Here is a 14,661-nt window from a genome sequence, read left to right on the forward strand (position 1 = left end):
GAAACACTGAACCTTTTTCAAAGTTCGCTGCGTTTCGATGGGCGCCATTATGTCTGCATTCAATGAACCTTGCAACCCCCTGAACAGAAAAAAATTTCAAGGGGTTCAAGGTGTTAGCGCAAGCGGCCGAGTTTGCTCCAAAGTCCCACCACGGTGTTCTCCACCGTGCCGCTGGCGGCCATGCCGATGCGTTCCTGCAGGCTCTTGCGCTCAGCAAAGTGCAAGTGGAACAGGTTGGCGTTGCGGGCGCGGTCGCTCAGGTATTCGTCGCTGGTCTGCAGCTCGTCCACCAGCTTGCGGTTAAGCGCTGCCACGCCCAGCCAGACTTCGCCGGTGGCCACTTCGTCCATGTGCAGCTGTGGCCGATAGCGGGCGACAAAATCCTTGAACAGCTGGTGGGTGATGTCCAGGTCTTCCTGGAACTTCTCCCTGCCCTTCTCGGTGTTTTCACCGAACACCGTAAGGGTGCGCTTGTATTCGCCGGCGGTGAGCACCTCGTAATCAATGTTGTGCTTCTTCAGCAGACGATTGACGTTGGGCAGTTGCGCCACCACACCAATCGAACCCAACACGGCAAAGGGTGCGCTGACAATCTTCTCGCCAATGCAGGCCATCATGTAACCACCGCTGGCAGCCACCTTGTCGATGCACACGGTCAGCGGGATGCCTGCCTGGCGAATACGCGCCAGTTGCGAAGCGGCCAGGCCATAGCTGTGCACCAGGCCACCGCCGCTTTCGAGCCGCAGCACCACCTCGTCACGCGGGGTGGCGAGGGTCAGCAGGGCGGTGATCTCGTTGCGCAGGCTCTCGGTGGCCGAGGCTTTGATGTCGCCATCGAAATCGAGCACGAAGACCCGGCTCTTTTCTTCAGCCTTGGCTTTTTTCTGCTGTTTTTCCGCCTTTGCCTGCTGCTTGCGCAAGGCCTTGAGCTGGGCCTTGTCGAGCAAACCCGACTCCAGGCGCTCGCGCAGCTCTTTATAGAACTCGTTCAGGCGCGTGACCTGCAGTTGCCCGCCCGGTTTGCGCCGCCCTTTGCCGCGCAAACCGGCAATGGCCGACAACACCACCAGGATGGCAATCACCAAGGTGGCGGTTTTAGCGAGAAAGCTTGCGTATTCGGCAAGAAACTCCACAGTGCCTGTATCCATAGGGAATGAGAAGCCATGGTAACCAGAATCTCTAACCGATGTCTAACCGTCTGTAACAGGCTCTAACACTCTTTGGGTCATCCCTGAGGCCACCCCACGGCTCAGCTTCCAGTGGCGCACAGGCGCACGATAAGGACCCTCACGCGCATGCAGGTGACGCACACGCAGGTGCCCGCTCAGGTACGCGCAGGGGCCTACGGGGGTACACGCACAGGTAGAGCATGAAAGGTGGTCACAGGAAAATTTGTGGCAGATTTTGAAGGACCCTCAGGTCACCTCACCGGCTCCCATCAGATCCCCGACCAGTTCCCCGCACAGCTCAGCTATCAGGTCACCTTGAGTCGCCCCGAGGGTGACCAGCAGCAGACCCATCAGCTTCCAAGTAGCGGGAGACTTAGCGAGAGCCTTGAGGACGGCCAACCATGCATTAGGCGTCGTCATAAGGCGCTCCTGTGTGGATTCTGAGAAAGTTTGTGGGTCATTGCCCTGCACTTTGCGCGTAGGAGCGTCCTTTAGGTGACCTCAATAGTGTGTGGTTTTAGCTAAAGAGTAGTGACCTCTACTGAAAGGCCTCACAGAGGAAGCCACTCAGGAGAGACCACGAGGCCCCGTGAAGAGGCCTTGCGGTGTCGCGGTGTGTTACTTGGCGGTGACGCGGGTGACCAGTGGGAACGGCACAAGCTCCACTTGGAGTTTCTCGTTAGGGTCACGAGGGTTCTCCAGCTTGATCTTGACCTTTGCCTGAGCCATTACGTCAGCCACGCCGGAGACCTCAATGTCCCAGCCCAGAACGGAGCTGTTACGGGTGCAATGGATCTTCCAGACATCACCGTTGGAGCCTTCACGGAAGGACAGCGAGGCGAAGCCTTTAGGCAGCATGAAGACGCCTCTGTTGGTCTTGGAGTAGAACTGAGTGCGGCAGCCCAGCAGTTCCTCAATGGACTCAACGCCAGCACGTTGGGCAGCACGCTCAAGCACGGCTTGTTCGGTCTGGTGCATCAGCAGCACGAAGTCACCCAGAGAGTTCCCTACGGACTGGTTAATGCTCATGGTTAGTGCGTCGATCCAGTCCTCAGCACGGTCACGCGGAGTGGTGCCCGCAATGGTCACCTGCTTGGCTTCCACGCTTGGGGACTTAATGAGGATATCGACCACGGTGGACCCACAGTCCTTCTCAAAGTCCTTCTGCCACTTGTCCATCATCTGCTCAAGGCTATTGCCAGTCGTGCCAGCGATAACGTGGGCGTCCAGCAGGGTGAAACGCGAAGAGAACAGAGCGGCGGTATTGGTCGGCTCAGTGAAAATCATGTCGCCCACGATAGCCTCACCTTTGGTGAACTTCGAGCGGTCATAGATTGACTGGCGTGGGTCAAACTCCACGTTACGGTTGGCCATGTTGACCAGTTGCACAGGGGTCGCAGCGGTGCCCTTGGGGCGGATCTCGCAAGGGATAGCGGCTTCGGCTTCAGCCTCCCACTCACCGCCATTGAAGTATTCGTGCATGGTCTCAGCGATGGTCTTGGCGATCACAGCAGCACTCGGGGTGGCGCCGTTCATGGTCGCCTGAGTGTTGTAGGTACGCTCAGCGCCATTCGACCATGCCTCAGTGGTAGAGGTGGACGGGCCGGTGTAGCGGTCACGGTTAGCGCGGTGGTCGGTGTTCTTGTTGGAAGTAGTCATGTTGTGTGTCTCCTCTGAGAGTTGTCTTGAAGTGTCTTGAAGGTAATCAGGTGTCTGGGCTTAGAAGTCCGACGACGACCACGAGCCGCTACCGTTGGCCGAACGAACAGCACGGCTCATCTCTTGATACTGGCGCTCACGTTCCTCACGCTTGGCGCGACGGCGGGCGACCTCAAGGGCCGTAGGGGTCGCATAGGAAGCAACGCGCTCAGCATGGGCACGAGACTCGGCTAACTGGCGCTCATGCTCGGCTGCTGCTTGGGCCTCACGGGCACGCACTGCACGGGCCACAGCGGGGAACGCAGCGGCACTCAGACCAGCGTCAAGGTATTGCTTAACGATGGCCTCACGGCTCACATCATTCTTACCTGCACCAGCGATCAGACCAGAGAGCATTACGCCTTCAGCGAAAGCACGGGTAACGGTTTGACCTTGTACTTCGACGGTCTCAGGGGTGACGTTTTGAATGTTCAGTTGCATTTGGGTTTCTCCTTTAAGGGTCACCCATAGATCAAGCCTTGCCGCTATGCCCTTTCGGGACCAGAGAGGCAGCAGGAGACGCCACCCGGAAGGGCTCAAGGCTTGTCTATGGATTCTGGGGTTTGATGTGTGCGCCGATAGCAGTCAGCGAGATAGCGGTGGGATGTTGCTCAGTGGGTCATCATTGGGTCACGAATAGGCTCCCGGTTCAGCGGGATGCGCATAGGGACCAGAAGGACAGCATCAAGGCTAAGGTTGCCAGTGGCGATGATGTCTTGGGTAAAGGTGACCAGCGATGGATTGGTGGCGACCATACGGGCCTCAAAGGCCTCAAGGTCCACGCCAAAGCCGTCAGGGTCTCTGAGCTCGGTACGGTCACGCGGGGCGTTCCACAAGGATCGAAGGGTGACCAGCTTCAGACGTTTAGCTGGGGTGTTGCAGTGTTGGGTCAAGCATTCATGGAAAGTCATCGGTCACAGGATCTCCCAGGGTCAATGAGTGACGGTAGGTCCCCGGTCAGGAGACCCTCTTGGCGTCTCTACGGGCAGCGTTACGGCGGGCTTGGCATCGGGTCTTGCATGCCCTGCTGTTGGCCTCTACGGACTCATGGCGGGCCATACGGTCAGCCTTTGAGACCCCGGCCAGCATCAGTACAAGGGTCCGGTAGAGGCTGGCGCGCTGCTTACGGGTCAGCGGTTGGTGGCTCATAGGGTCACCTCATTACGGAGGTCAGTAGTGGTCAAGCCGTGGGCACCTTCGCCGTTGATATCGACCACGAAGCCATCCGCATCGGTGACCGCACGGACCTTACGGCGCTCAGCGTCCCACACAAGGATTGCCCCACGGTGACCCTTCAGCCACTCAAGGCCCTTGAGGGTCACTTTGAAGCCATCAGGGTGACCGCCATGCTTGACGGTGTGGGCAGAGCGCTTGAAGTAGCCCCGGTCGAAGCCTTCCTTAGTGGGCCTGAGAGTCCCTGTAGGGGTCTCCAAGGATTCCACGGCAGGCCGCTCAACGCGGAACCGACCAGTGGCACGGCACCAGTCCTTTGCGGCCTTTGCGGGGACCTCAGCCATACGGCAGGCCTCATCCCACAGGTAACCACGACCAGAGGTGCCACGGCGAACGTGCTCACTGTAGGAAGGGGTCATGGCGTCCACTCGCGCCTGAAGGTCATTCAGGGTCCCCGTGACGGTCTGGCTCAGGAAGCCCGGATTGGCCAAGGCCTCAAGCTCGATCCAGCGGCCCAGCACGGTGTGGCGCAGACCAGAGTCATAGCCGGTGATGAGGGTGAACGTCAGGTGCTTATTGAGGACCAGCATGGGGCGGGTCTCACCCTTCCCGTCCTGATACGAGGATTCAACGGGCTCAACTTTGAGCTGGTCGAGCATACGGCGTGCATCACGCAGTACGTTCTTGTGTACCTTGCCAGTCAGCTTGGCGATTTCAACGGTGGTCATTGTTACTTGGGAAGTCATTTGTTGGTTTCCTTTTAGAAGCGTCCTCAAGTTGCCCCTCCCGGTCGCCATCCAGACCCCAACAACAGGGAACGAACGGAAGACTCGAAGGCGCTTTTAGAAGAACTGGATTAATGGCCAGACCGGGCATGGTCTTTATTACAGGAGGTGGAACCGCCATACCGCTCCCATAGTCACCCTCAAGGGCGTCAGTACGGCTTTTGGTGAAACCCGATACTTACTATTGATCCCATGTGTGGAATTGATATTTAGGGACCCTTGAAGGCGACTATGGCAGCGGTATGGCGTGGTTATATCTATTGTGTGGGTTTTAAATCTCTGAGTCCCTTTGCGGGCTCCTATGGGCGTGCTGTGCGCGACCGTAGCGTGAGCCTGCTGGTCAGCCTACGCGGTGTCTGTGAGTACCTTCATAGGCCTTGGGGAGGACCCTGTGGGAGACCCATAGAGGGAGGCTTTAGGGAGGGGATACAGCTACAATGGTCCCCTGTCACTGAGTCCACTTAGAGACCACTTAAAGTCTCTTTACGTTACTCAATGAGGACTATCAGATAGCAATCTTTATAGTCTAATCCTAATATTGGTCTTTGCTCTTACTTAAAGAGTCTTTAAGACTTAGAGGTCTTTAAGTTAAAGGCCCCGTGATCCAACGAGCAGTGACGGGAGGCCCAAGCCCCATCAAGGGTCATCAAGCCATAAAGGCCTAACAACAATATCGTTTGAATGGTCCCCAGTGCTGGACCCAGACATCACCGTATAACGGTCTGGTCTGTATGGTCCCTGAGTGGTCTGGCTCTATGGCACTATCCGGTCTCAGGGTTCCCCTCAGTGGGCGACTTTGTGAGTCGTCATGAGGCACTTTGAGAGGAGACCTGAATTATTTTCTGGTCCCTATGTCTATTGTGTGGGTTTTTAACTTTTGTTGACGCATCGCCAAATCCATGAGTGAAACCCCAATGACGTAGAGGCGGCCATGACTGCTAAACCGGTCACTCCCTAAGTCTAATGTGTGGGTTTTTAATCTGGTCTCAGGCATGACCCTATAGGCCCTTGTGGTCACAGTCTCGCAATCCAAATCTGGATCACCAACTGGTCACAGAGAATCCCAGGCCAACTGAGTGACGGCCCCCAGACAGCACTAAGGCCCCGCGTAAGGAGCCTCTGTGAGTAGTCTTCTGGTCTGCCCTTGGGGTCGCCCTTAGTGAGGGCTTTAGCGGACCTTAGCGAGGGCCTCAGCGAGTCGCACAACGTCAGCACTGGCAGACCCGCCATATAGGTCGTAGCTAATTGATCCTGAGGAGTGCCCAAGGATCTCTTGAGCGGTACCTACCGGGCAACCTGAGGCCTTGAGGTCAGTGGCCAGAGAGTGGCGCAGGCTATGGAAGCTCAGACCCTCACCCGCTACGGTCCCCAGAACGTCCCTCACAGCCTGATTAAGCATCTGAGCAAAGCCCGACATAGACATAGGGAACAGACGACCCACGGTGCCTACCAGAGCCTCACAGGTGGCCTCAGGGATCCCGACCAGAGGGACCACACGACGACTGAATTTGTTCTTGAGGGTCTTCCCGTTGTCATCGTTGATCGACATCAGCCACAGGCCTGTCTCTGGGTCCTTCGTGATGTCCTGCCCGGTCAACTGGTGGATCTCACCAATACGAGCCCCAGAGGCCACGCCCAGAGCCATAGCGGCGCCCTTCCAGTCAGACGCAAGATGACCCACTGAGGCAGCCTTGAGGGCCTCTGTCTGGGCCTTTGTGAAGGCTTGGCGGGAACTCTCAGCGCCCTTAGTGACAGCCAGCTTCTTGGAATAGTCGTGAGTGATGAGACCTGTAGCCTGAGACCACGACACGACCATGCCCAAGTGAGTCAGCAGCTTGTTCACAGTGGAACCTTTACGGGTCTCCTGAAGGGCCTCACGCACGCCCAGCATGTCAGCCCGAGTGTGTGCCCGCATGTCCAAGTCACCCAGCAGCCCGGCGATGGTCTTAGAGGACGATCTGAAGTTCTTCAAGGTGGCAGGCGCCATGGTCTCACCACGCTCAGCCTCAAGGGCGTCACTCAGGGCCTGAAAGGTGAACTCATGGGCTGGGCCAGCAGGGGCATTAACGGGAGACTCAGCGGGGACTGAATGTGGACTTACAGATTGAGGCAGGGAGAGACGGTTATCTCTATCGACTGCACCAAGATGATAGGAATGATCTATTGAGTCAGCCAGCTCATTGTCCAGTAGACCCAGTAGAGGCTTGAGGTCCCCGCTGAGTCTCGCCTGAGACGCACTGAGGACCCTGTAGGCAAGCGTAATGGCTTTGGCCTGTGGGATGGACAGTGGAAGGACCCGAGCGGCCTCCTGAAGGTTCTCGGCAAGGTCAGACAGCACGAGGCCATAGGTGTCCTCTTCAGGGGTCGCTAAGGCTCCCTCAGCGATCTCACTCAGACGGGCCTTCAGCTCTGGCCAAGTGGCCTCTGGGTTGTCCAGATGGAAGACCTGTAGAGCGGCCATGAGGTGGCGTGTGGAGGACATTGCGGTGGCCTTAGCGGTGGTGCGTAGAGAGACCGTGTGAGTCTTTGAGGTGCCTAATGGTCTCACCCGGAGACTGTACGACCCATTGTCACGACGATAGACCCAAGGCTTGGCGATCTTTAACAGGGTTGTGACAGATTGAGCTGGTCGATTGGTGGTCATTGTGGCGCAGCCTAAGCAATACGGGGCTTGGACCCCCATGTCAGGCAGTTGGCAAGAAACTCCACGTTGACTCCTTCAAAGACTGGCGCCAGTTCAGCGCGTAACTGCTACAAGCATACCGGTGCGCCTGAGGCGCTGCCAGCCGGTGTAAACGCTGGCAACACAGTTCAAACAACCTTTTCAAACGCTTGTATGTTTTTTCGTTGACAGCCTGTGTGGCACATCCTAACCTCGCAGCAACCTCCAACAGGCCGGATACCTTCGTGGGCAACCTCTACCTGATCCGACATGGCCAAGCCTCCTTTGGTGCCGAAGACTACGACGTCCTCTCAGCCGTCGGTGTGCGTCAGAGCCAGGCCCTGGGCGAACACCTGGCTCAGCTCGGTGTGCGGCTGGATCGTTGCGTGGCCGGCGACCTGCGCCGTCAGCAGGATACCGCACGCCTGGCGTTGGAGGCCTTGCACGCCAGCGGCTGCGCGGTACCGGCTGTCGAGACCGACGCGGCGTTCAATGAATTCGATGCCGACGGGGTGATCCACGCCCTGCTGCCGGGGCTGATGGAGCACGAACCCAACGCCCTGCACATCTTGCGCAATGGCGCGCAGCACCGCAGTGAATTCCAGCGCCTGTTCGCCTTGATGGTGCAGCGCTGGCACGATGGCGAGCATGCCGACGACGGCCTGGAGACCTGGCAGGCCTTCACCGCCCGCGTCCAGAAGGGCTTGCAACGTGTGCTCGAAGCCGCAGGCAGTGGCGACAACATCGCCATCTTCACCTCCGGCGGCACCATCGCCGCCCTGCTCCACCTGGTCACCTGCATTACCCCCAGCCAGGCTTTCGCACTGAACTGGCAAATTATCAACACGTCGCTCAGCCAGCTGAAGTTCCGCGGCCGCGACGTGGCACTGGCTTCCTTCAACAGCCAAGCCCATGTGCAGCTGTTGAGGGCGCCGGAGCTCATTACCTACCGATGAGCCCGGCTTGTTGTGTCCCTGCGGGGACGTGAAAATCACTCTATAAGGAATGCGCCATGACCTCCGTAGCTGATGCCGTTAAGAAGATGCAAGAGAAGTTCAACCCAGCCGCTGCCGCCGGCCTGGACCTGGTGTTCGGCTTCGACATCACCGACGAAGGCAAAAAGTACGCGCTGATCGTCAAGGACGGTGCCTGCGACATCCAGGAAGGCGAGAACCCAGACGCCAACTGCACCCTGGTGCTGGACAGCGAGACCCTCAAGGGTATCGTCAGTGGCGAGACCGACGGCATGCAGGCCTTCATGGGCGGCAAGCTGCGCGTCGAGGGCGACATGATGCTGTCGATGAAACTGAGCGAGCTGTTCCCTTCCTGAGTGACGGGCACGCCGAGCGATGAAAAAACCGAAGCCTGACCGGCTTCGGTTTTTTTTTGCCCACCCCATCAAGGCGATTGATCCACCTGCAACACCCTTGTCTATATGACTACTAGGACGCTTGTTCCAGTTCCCGCAGGCCATTAAATTAGCCAATAGTCCTTGCGATCGATAATAAGGAAAACGCATGACGCTCACCGATCAGTCCACCCAGGTACGCCCCGGCGAAGAACTCGACGCGGCCGTCATCGACCCTTATCTCAAGGCCCATATCACCGGCCTGGCGGGTTTGCCGAGCATCAGCCAGTTCCCTGGCGGCGCCTCCAACCTCACCTACCTGGTCAGCTACCCGGGCCGCGACTTTGTACTGCGCCGGCCGCCGTTCGGCCACAAGGCCAAGTCGGCCCACGACATGGGCCGCGAGTTCCGCATTCTCAACCAGCTCAACGATGGCTTCCCGTACTGCCCCAAGGCGTACGTGCACTGCACCGACGAGCGCCTGATAGGCGGCGAGTTCTACGTGATGGAGCGGGTCAAGGGCATCATCCTGCGCTCGGACATCCCCGCTGAACTCAACTTTGACGCCGCCAAGACCGAAGCCCTGTGCAAAAGCTTCATCGACCGCCTGGTGGAACTGCACCAAGTCGATTACCAGGCCTGCGGGCTGGCCGACCTAGGCAAGCCGGAAGGCTATGTGCAGCGCCAGGTCGAGGGCTGGACCAGCCGCTATGCAAAAGCCATCACCGAGGATGCGCCACGCTGGGAGCAGGTCATCGCCTGGCTGCACGAGCAGATGCCCGCCGACCATCCGCGCCCCGGCATCGTGCATAACGACTACCGCTTCGACAACGTGATCCTCGATGCCGACAACCCGATGCGCATCATCGGCGTGCTGGATTGGGAGATGGCCACGATTGGCGACCCACTGATGGACCTGGGCAACAGCCTGGCCTACTGGATCGAAGCGGGTGACCCGGCGCCGATGCAACTGATGCGCCGCCAACCCAGCAACGCCCCTGGGATGCTGAGCCGTCGCCAGTTCGTCGATTACTACGCCGAGCGCGCCGGTATCCGCCTGGACAACTTCGATTACTACTATTGCTATGGCCTGTTCCGCCTCGCCGGCATCGTGCAACAGATCTACTACCGCTACTACCACGGCCAGACCCAGGACAAGCGCTTCGCTCAGTTCATCCACATGAACCGGCTGCTGGAGCAGATGGCCTTGAAGGTCATCGCCAGCACCACGCTCTGACGACAGACAACAAGGAAAACAGCATGTCCAAGACCCACTTGTTCGACCTTGACGGCAAGATCGCCTTCGTTTCCGGCGCCAGCCGCGGCATCGGTGAAGCCATTGCCCACCTGCTGGCCCAGCAGGGCGCCCACGTGATCGTCTCCAGCCGCAAGCTGGACGGCTGCCAGCAGGTCGCCGAGGCGATCATTGCCGCCGGGGGCAAGGCAACTGCAGTGGCCTGCCACATCGGCGAGATGGAGCAGATCCAGCAGGTGTTCGCCGGTATCCGCGAACAGTTCGGGCGCCTGGATATCCTGGTCAACAACGCCGCCACCAACCCGCAGTTCTGCAACGTGCTGGACACCGACCTGAACGCCTTCCAGAAGACCGTGGACGTCAACATTCGTGGTTACTTCTTCATGTCGGTGGAAGCCGGCAAGCTGATGCGCGAACACGGCGGCGGCAGCATCATCAATGTGGCGTCGATCAACGGCGTCTCGCCGGGGCATTTCCAGGGCATCTATTCGGTGACCAAGGCGGCGGTGATCAACATGACCAAGGTCTTCGCCAAGGAATGTGCGCAGTTCGGCATCCGCTGCAATGCGCTGCTGCCAGGCCTGACTGACACCAAGTTCGCCTCGGCACTGGTGAAGAACGACGCCATCCTCAACGCCGCCCTGCAGCAGATCCCGCTCAAGCGCGTGGCCGACCCCAAGGAAATGGCCGGCGCGGTGCTGTACCTGGCCAGCGATGCCTCCAGCTACACCACCGGCACCGCACTCAACGTTGACGGCGGTTACCTGTCCTGATCAGGCCTTGATTGCCTGCAGGGTGTAGCTCAAAGGCAGGCGTGACGGCTGCTGGCGCAAGCGCCACTCGCCGTCGGCACCTTTGTCCATCTGGCCCGGCAGCGCCTCCCAAGGGATGCTCTGGTGCTCGACCAGAGCTGTCAGTTGCAGCCCATGCGCCAGCAACGCACTGATCACCTCGCCCAGGCCGTGGTTCCACTCATGGGTCTCGGTATGGACCAGGCGCTGATCGGTTTCGACGTATGTCTGGTCGTTATGCCAGACCGTCGGAGTGTCGTGCTCGAAGTACGGATACTCGATCAACAGGCGGTCCTGATGGTCTTCGTTGACCGCCATCAGCATCGGGTGGCCATCGCGCAGGAACAACCGCCCACCCGGTTTGAGCAGGGCTGCCACCGTACGCGCCCACGGTTCGATGTGGGGCAGCCAGCAGAGTGCGCCGATGCCGGTATAGACCAGGTCGAAGCTACCTGCGGGCAACACCTGGTCGGCGGCATAGACATCCGATTCCACATAGTCGATCGGCACCGCGCAGCGCTCGGCGAGTGCCCGCGCCTCGGCCAGCGAAGCCCCGGAGTAATCCAGGCCGCAGACCTTCGCGCCCAGGCGGGCGAGCGAGAGGGTATCGGTACCGATGTGGCACTGCAGGTGAACGGTGTTGAACCCGCTGATATCGCCTAGCAACGGCAGGTCGAAGCGAACGGTTTCGGAAAGATGCGCAGGGTGCTCGACGAGCCGTTCGACCTCATAGTCTTTCGAGGCCGCATGCAAGGGGGCTCGTTCGTCCCAACTGCTGCGGTTGAGTTGCAGTGATCGGTCCATGCTTACGTCCTTGTCTACGTGTCGTGTCTCGGCAGCCCTGGTCAGGCCTTCATCATTACAGGCAGGTCGCCGCCGCCGCGCGCCGTTGCAGGGCCACACTGTCATTGTTTTGCGCGTAGTAGTCGACCCGCGTTCCGTCTGCTTGCGGATAGATATCCACGAACGCTTCGGCATCGCGGGTATACACCGTGAAACCACCCAGCTTGCGCGGCTCCAGGTAGCCACTGGCATCGACCCCGAACACCGCCTCTTCCTGCCAGCTGAACTGGATGCACTGGGCTACCAGCGCGGGCGCCTTGTGCGAATCGAGCTGCGCGGTCGGCTTGCCGCCACGTGCCGTTTCCATGGTCGCAGAAGCACAACCGACCAGCATCAGTATCGCGGCCATCGGCAGAATTGCTCGCATGTTCAACCCTCAGGGCAAAAAAGAAGGCGACTCTAGCACTGGCAGGCACCGCGAGTGAATTGTTGGCGGCACGCCGCTGTCGCAGTAAGGACATGCCGTCACAAGGAAACCGCCATGAAACTGCATCACCTGCTGCCTTCACTGCTGCTCGCCGCCCTGCCCTGCCTACCGCTGGCCGCCTCTGCCGCGCCCTCAGCCGAAGAAAGCATCACCGGGCCGGAAACCCACAACCGCGAACTCAAGGTAGGTGATAAGGCCCCCGACCAATACAAACGCGATGACCAGACGGTAAAAGACTGGAAAGCTAAAGGCCTGCCGGCCCCCGAAAAGGAAAGCCACTGGGTGCGCATGGGCGAGCACTATGTGCTGGTGCAGATCACCAATGGTGTGGTCCTGGCCATCCACCCCGCGTCCTGACCCTGCCGAGCTACACACAGGCCGCCATGTGCACCGTGTTGCGCCCGGCGGCCTTGGCCTGGTACAGCGCTGCATCGGCCTGAGCAAGCAGGCTGGCAGTGTTGTCGTTGGCGCCGGGCACACTGCACCACAATCCGACACTGAAACGCAGCTCGATTTCATCGCTGGCAAAGCGTGCGGGGCTGCGGGCAATGGCCTCACGCAAGCCCTGCAGCGCCGCCATTGCGCCAACGCGGTCGGTTTCGGGCAACAGCAGCAAAAATTCCTCGCCGCCATAGCGGCCCAGGCTGTCTCCCTGGCGCAAGCGTTGCTGCAACTGGCGCACGCAATGGCACAGCACCTCGTCACCGGCCAGGTGCCCGTACAGGTCGTTGATGCGTTTGAAGTGGTCGATGTCGATCATGGCCACGGCCAGGCTGCTCTGCGCGTCCCGGGCGCGGTCCAGCTCGACGACGAAGCGCTCGAGGATCGCCCGGCGATTGTAGGTACCCGTGAGCACATCGCGCAGGGCCAGGTGCTGCAGGCGTGATTCGCTGCGTTCCTTGGCCATCAGCACCAGCCCGATCGAATACATCATCACCGTGGCAGTGCCGATCGCCACCGAAATGCTTTGCTTGAGGTTACTGGTGTCGTAGCGCATTTCCACGGCCGTGCCATTGGCCACAGCCACGGCGCGCATGCCCAGCCCGACCAGGCTGATCAGCGCACCGATCTGCAGCAGCAGGTGCGCCCTGCCCGGCCGCTCGACGTAACGCCGCGCCCAATACAGGATCATCGAACACTGCAGCATCAGCACCAGCGTCGCCAGCAACATGCGGGGCTCAAGGGTATCGAGCAGCAGCATCAGCCCCACCAGCATGACGGCGGGAATGACGAAGATCATCCGCCACGGGATCACTTGCTCGCGCACCCGGAACAGGCTGGCCGAATAGAACGCCAAGGCCAGGGACAGCAAGCTGTTGCCCAGGCCATAGCTCACCCATAACGGCGCTTGGACATAGAGCGTGTAGCACACATAGGCCAAGGCATGCACCAGCAGCCCGCAACCGGTCAGCATCAGGTTGTCGCGGCGGTTGCTGCGCCCGACCAGCAGCAGGCAGAAGGCCAGAATGGTTGCAACCAGGGCAACGGCGGCGAACAACGTGGGGGTGTGGGCGATCATCGTGATTCACCGTGTGGCAGTTTGCCGTCTTGGCTGCGGCTTGCTGTGCAGTTTAGTGGCCGACCCGCGGCTCGGCCATGACCGAGCGGGACAGAACAGCAGCCGGCAGGCACGCCGCTGATCGCGCGCCTGACAAAATTTTGCCTGCCAAGGAAACCAAATGGACCGTTCCCAGTCTCAGGAAGTGCCCCGTAAACCTTTGCGGATCAAGGACCTATATCGTGATGACCCGCCTTGCAAGCTTCTCGTTGGTTGCCGCCATCCTGCTGACCGCTGGTTGCCACAGCCATCGCTACCATGACGACGACGATGGCTGGCGTGATCGCGACCGTGGCCAGCGCCACCATCATCGGCATGACCGCGATGATGACGATGACAATCGTCAATACCGCGGTGACCGCTACTACCGCTGAAGCGTCTTTGCACCCCTGACCCGCCGCCCGTTGCGCGGCACCTTAACCTGATGATTCCTTTTGAGGTTCGTACCATGCGTCTGACTCTACCTTCCCTTGCTCTCGGCCTGCTGCTGTGCCAGGGCGCTTTCGCCGGTGACGGTACCGCCGCCATTGGCGGTGGCCTGGGTGGTGTACTGGGTAACGTTGTCGGTCAACAGATCGGCGGCAGCACCGGCGCTGCGATTGGTGCCGGTGTCGGCGGCGCGGCCGGCAGTGCGGTAGGCGCACGCAAGGGCAATCGCACCGAAGCCGCCATCGGCGGTGGCCTGGGTTCGGCGGGTGGTTCGCTGCTGGGCGGCAAGGTCGGTGGCTCTGCCGGTTCGACCATCGGTGCCGGCCTGGGCGGTGCTGCAGGGGGTGCCATCGGCAACCACCTGGGCGACAACAACGGCAAGAAGCACCGCCGTCACCGTCACTGATCCCGGTGACCAAGGGGCTGCTCGGCAGCCCCTTTTGCTTGTGAAACCCTGCAACACGTCAACATACACTTCACCGCAAGCTGGCACACTGGCTGCTACTGTCTACCGTGCCCCCGT

At 59.8% G+C, this 14,661-nt stretch carries 17 protein-coding genes; 7 read left to right on the forward strand and 10 right to left on the reverse strand.

All coding sequences use genetic code 11. The features are described from left to right. Nucleotides 1-113: 113 nt before the first annotated feature. From sohB to CKW22_RS14780, 7 genes are all read right to left on the reverse strand, one after another. Complete coding sequence (gene sohB / locus CKW22_RS14750; protein ID WP_095064283.1) at nt 114-1,133, reverse strand: protease SohB; 1,020 nt, start codon at nt 1,131-1,133, stop codon at nt 114-116. A 282-nt stretch (nt 1,134-1,415) separates the two neighbouring features. After that, entirely contained in the window at nt 1,416-1,589 is a 174-nt protein-coding gene (locus CKW22_RS27475; protein WP_160015183.1) for a hypothetical protein, read from the reverse strand. A 198-nt stretch (nt 1,590-1,787) separates the two neighbouring features. Next, nucleotides 1,788-2,828 (reverse strand): hypothetical protein, encoded by a 1,041-nt coding sequence (locus CKW22_RS14755; protein WP_095064284.1) that lies wholly within the window; start codon nt 2,826-2,828, stop codon nt 1,788-1,790. 60 nt (nt 2,829-2,888) lie between these two features. After that, nucleotides 2,889-3,308 (reverse strand): hypothetical protein, encoded by a 420-nt coding sequence (locus CKW22_RS14760; protein ID WP_095064285.1) that lies wholly within the window; start codon nt 3,306-3,308, stop codon nt 2,889-2,891. A 170-nt stretch (nt 3,309-3,478) separates the two neighbouring features. Continuing rightward, entirely contained in the window at nt 3,479-3,778 is a 300-nt protein-coding gene (locus tag CKW22_RS14765) for a hypothetical protein (RefSeq protein WP_095064286.1), read from the reverse strand. A gap of 234 nt (nt 3,779-4,012) precedes the next feature. Continuing rightward, on the reverse strand, nt 4,013-4,786 hold the full coding sequence (locus tag CKW22_RS14775; protein WP_095064288.1) for a Rha family transcriptional regulator: 774 nt from the start codon (nt 4,784-4,786) through the stop codon (nt 4,013-4,015). 1,207 nt (nt 4,787-5,993) lie between these two features. Next, nucleotides 5,994-7,307, reverse strand: a complete 1,314-nt coding sequence (locus CKW22_RS14780) for a tyrosine-type recombinase/integrase (protein WP_095064289.1) — start codon at nt 7,305-7,307, stop codon at nt 5,994-5,996. 425 nt (nt 7,308-7,732) lie between these two features. Here CKW22_RS14780 and CKW22_RS14785 point away from each other — a divergent pair, with 425 nt between their 5' ends. From CKW22_RS14785 to CKW22_RS14800, 4 genes are all read left to right on the forward strand, one after another. Then, nucleotides 7,733-8,443, forward strand: a complete 711-nt coding sequence (locus CKW22_RS14785; protein WP_033696819.1) for a histidine phosphatase family protein — start codon at nt 7,733-7,735, stop codon at nt 8,441-8,443. 56 nt (nt 8,444-8,499) lie between these two features. After that, complete coding sequence (locus CKW22_RS14790; protein ID WP_033696817.1) at nt 8,500-8,817, forward strand: SCP2 sterol-binding domain-containing protein; 318 nt, start codon at nt 8,500-8,502, stop codon at nt 8,815-8,817. A gap of 187 nt (nt 8,818-9,004) precedes the next feature. Then, nucleotides 9,005-10,072, forward strand: coding sequence for a phosphotransferase family protein (locus CKW22_RS14795; RefSeq protein ID WP_095064290.1), 1,068 nt, complete (start codon nt 9,005-9,007; stop codon nt 10,070-10,072). A 23-nt stretch (nt 10,073-10,095) separates the two neighbouring features. After that, complete coding sequence (locus tag CKW22_RS14800; RefSeq protein ID WP_019470688.1) at nt 10,096-10,863, forward strand: SDR family oxidoreductase; 768 nt, start codon at nt 10,096-10,098, stop codon at nt 10,861-10,863. Here the strand turns inward: CKW22_RS14800 and CKW22_RS14805 are convergent, their stop codons facing one another. Both CKW22_RS14805 and CKW22_RS14810 read right to left on the reverse strand, forming a co-directional pair. Then, a complete protein-coding gene (locus CKW22_RS14805) occupies nt 10,864-11,685 on the reverse strand; it encodes a bifunctional 2-polyprenyl-6-hydroxyphenol methylase/3-demethylubiquinol 3-O-methyltransferase UbiG (RefSeq protein ID WP_033696814.1) in 822 nt (273 codons plus the stop codon). 55 nt (nt 11,686-11,740) lie between these two features. Continuing rightward, complete coding sequence (locus CKW22_RS14810) at nt 11,741-12,091, reverse strand: hypothetical protein (RefSeq protein ID WP_033696813.1); 351 nt, start codon at nt 12,089-12,091, stop codon at nt 11,741-11,743. A gap of 114 nt (nt 12,092-12,205) precedes the next feature. Here CKW22_RS14810 and CKW22_RS14815 point away from each other — a divergent pair, with 114 nt between their 5' ends. Beyond that, nucleotides 12,206-12,508: an RcnB family protein gene (locus CKW22_RS14815; RefSeq protein WP_095064291.1), complete on the forward strand. Its 303-nt coding sequence runs from the start codon at nt 12,206-12,208 to the stop codon at nt 12,506-12,508. A gap of 10 nt (nt 12,509-12,518) precedes the next feature. On the opposite strand, the gene CKW22_RS14820 is transcribed toward CKW22_RS14815, so the two are convergent. Continuing rightward, nucleotides 12,519-13,670 carry a GGDEF domain-containing protein gene (locus CKW22_RS14820; protein ID WP_095064292.1) on the reverse strand — a complete coding sequence of 384 codons (1,152 nt, stop codon included), beginning with the start codon at nt 13,668-13,670 and terminating at the stop codon, nt 12,519-12,521. 224 nt (nt 13,671-13,894) lie between these two features. Between CKW22_RS14820 and CKW22_RS14825 the strand changes: the two genes are divergently transcribed. Continuing rightward, entirely contained in the window at nt 13,895-14,083 is a 189-nt protein-coding gene (locus CKW22_RS14825; protein ID WP_033696810.1) for a hypothetical protein, read from the forward strand. Nucleotides 14,084-14,157: 74 nt separating this feature from the next. Continuing rightward, nucleotides 14,158-14,544 carry a glycine zipper domain-containing protein gene (locus CKW22_RS14830; RefSeq protein ID WP_033696807.1) on the forward strand — a complete coding sequence of 129 codons (387 nt, stop codon included), beginning with the start codon at nt 14,158-14,160 and terminating at the stop codon, nt 14,542-14,544. Nucleotides 14,545-14,661 lie beyond the last annotated feature (117 nt).

Source organism: Pseudomonas sp. Irchel s3f19 (assembly GCF_900187555.1).
GTDB lineage: Bacteria > Pseudomonadota > Gammaproteobacteria > Pseudomonadales > Pseudomonadaceae > Aquipseudomonas > Aquipseudomonas capeferrum.

Coding starts and splice junctions, on each gene's coding strand:
- CKW22_RS27475 (WP_160015183.1), bottom strand. CDS start 1,589: ATGACGACGCCTAATGCATGGTTGGCCGTCCTCAAGGCTCTCGCTAAG.
- CKW22_RS14755 (WP_095064284.1), bottom strand. CDS start 2,828: ATGACTACTTCCAACAAGAACACCGACCACCGCGCTAACCGTGACCGC.
- CKW22_RS14760 (WP_095064285.1), bottom strand. CDS start 3,308: ATGCAACTGAACATTCAAAACGTCACCCCTGAGACCGTCGAAGTACAA.
- CKW22_RS14765 (WP_095064286.1), bottom strand. CDS start 3,778: ATGACTTTCCATGAATGCTTGACCCAACACTGCAACACCCCAGCTAAA.
- CKW22_RS14775 (WP_095064288.1), bottom strand. CDS start 4,786: ATGACTTCCCAAGTAACAATGACCACCGTTGAAATCGCCAAGCTGACT.
- CKW22_RS14780 (WP_095064289.1), bottom strand. CDS start 7,307: ATGTCCTCCACACGCCACCTCATGGCCGCTCTACAGGTCTTCCATCTG.
- CKW22_RS14790 (WP_033696817.1), top strand. CDS start 8,500: ATGACCTCCGTAGCTGATGCCGTTAAGAAGATGCAAGAGAAGTTCAAC.
- CKW22_RS14795 (WP_095064290.1), top strand. CDS start 9,005: ATGACGCTCACCGATCAGTCCACCCAGGTACGCCCCGGCGAAGAACTC.
- CKW22_RS14800 (WP_019470688.1), top strand. CDS start 10,096: ATGTCCAAGACCCACTTGTTCGACCTTGACGGCAAGATCGCCTTCGTT.
- CKW22_RS14805 (WP_033696814.1), bottom strand. CDS start 11,685: ATGGACCGATCACTGCAACTCAACCGCAGCAGTTGGGACGAACGAGCC.
- CKW22_RS14810 (WP_033696813.1), bottom strand. CDS start 12,091: ATGCGAGCAATTCTGCCGATGGCCGCGATACTGATGCTGGTCGGTTGT.
- CKW22_RS14815 (WP_095064291.1), top strand. CDS start 12,206: ATGAAACTGCATCACCTGCTGCCTTCACTGCTGCTCGCCGCCCTGCCC.
- CKW22_RS14820 (WP_095064292.1), bottom strand. CDS start 13,670: ATGATCGCCCACACCCCCACGTTGTTCGCCGCCGTTGCCCTGGTTGCA.
- CKW22_RS14825 (WP_033696810.1), top strand. CDS start 13,895: ATGACCCGCCTTGCAAGCTTCTCGTTGGTTGCCGCCATCCTGCTGACC.
- CKW22_RS14830 (WP_033696807.1), top strand. CDS start 14,158: ATGCGTCTGACTCTACCTTCCCTTGCTCTCGGCCTGCTGCTGTGCCAG.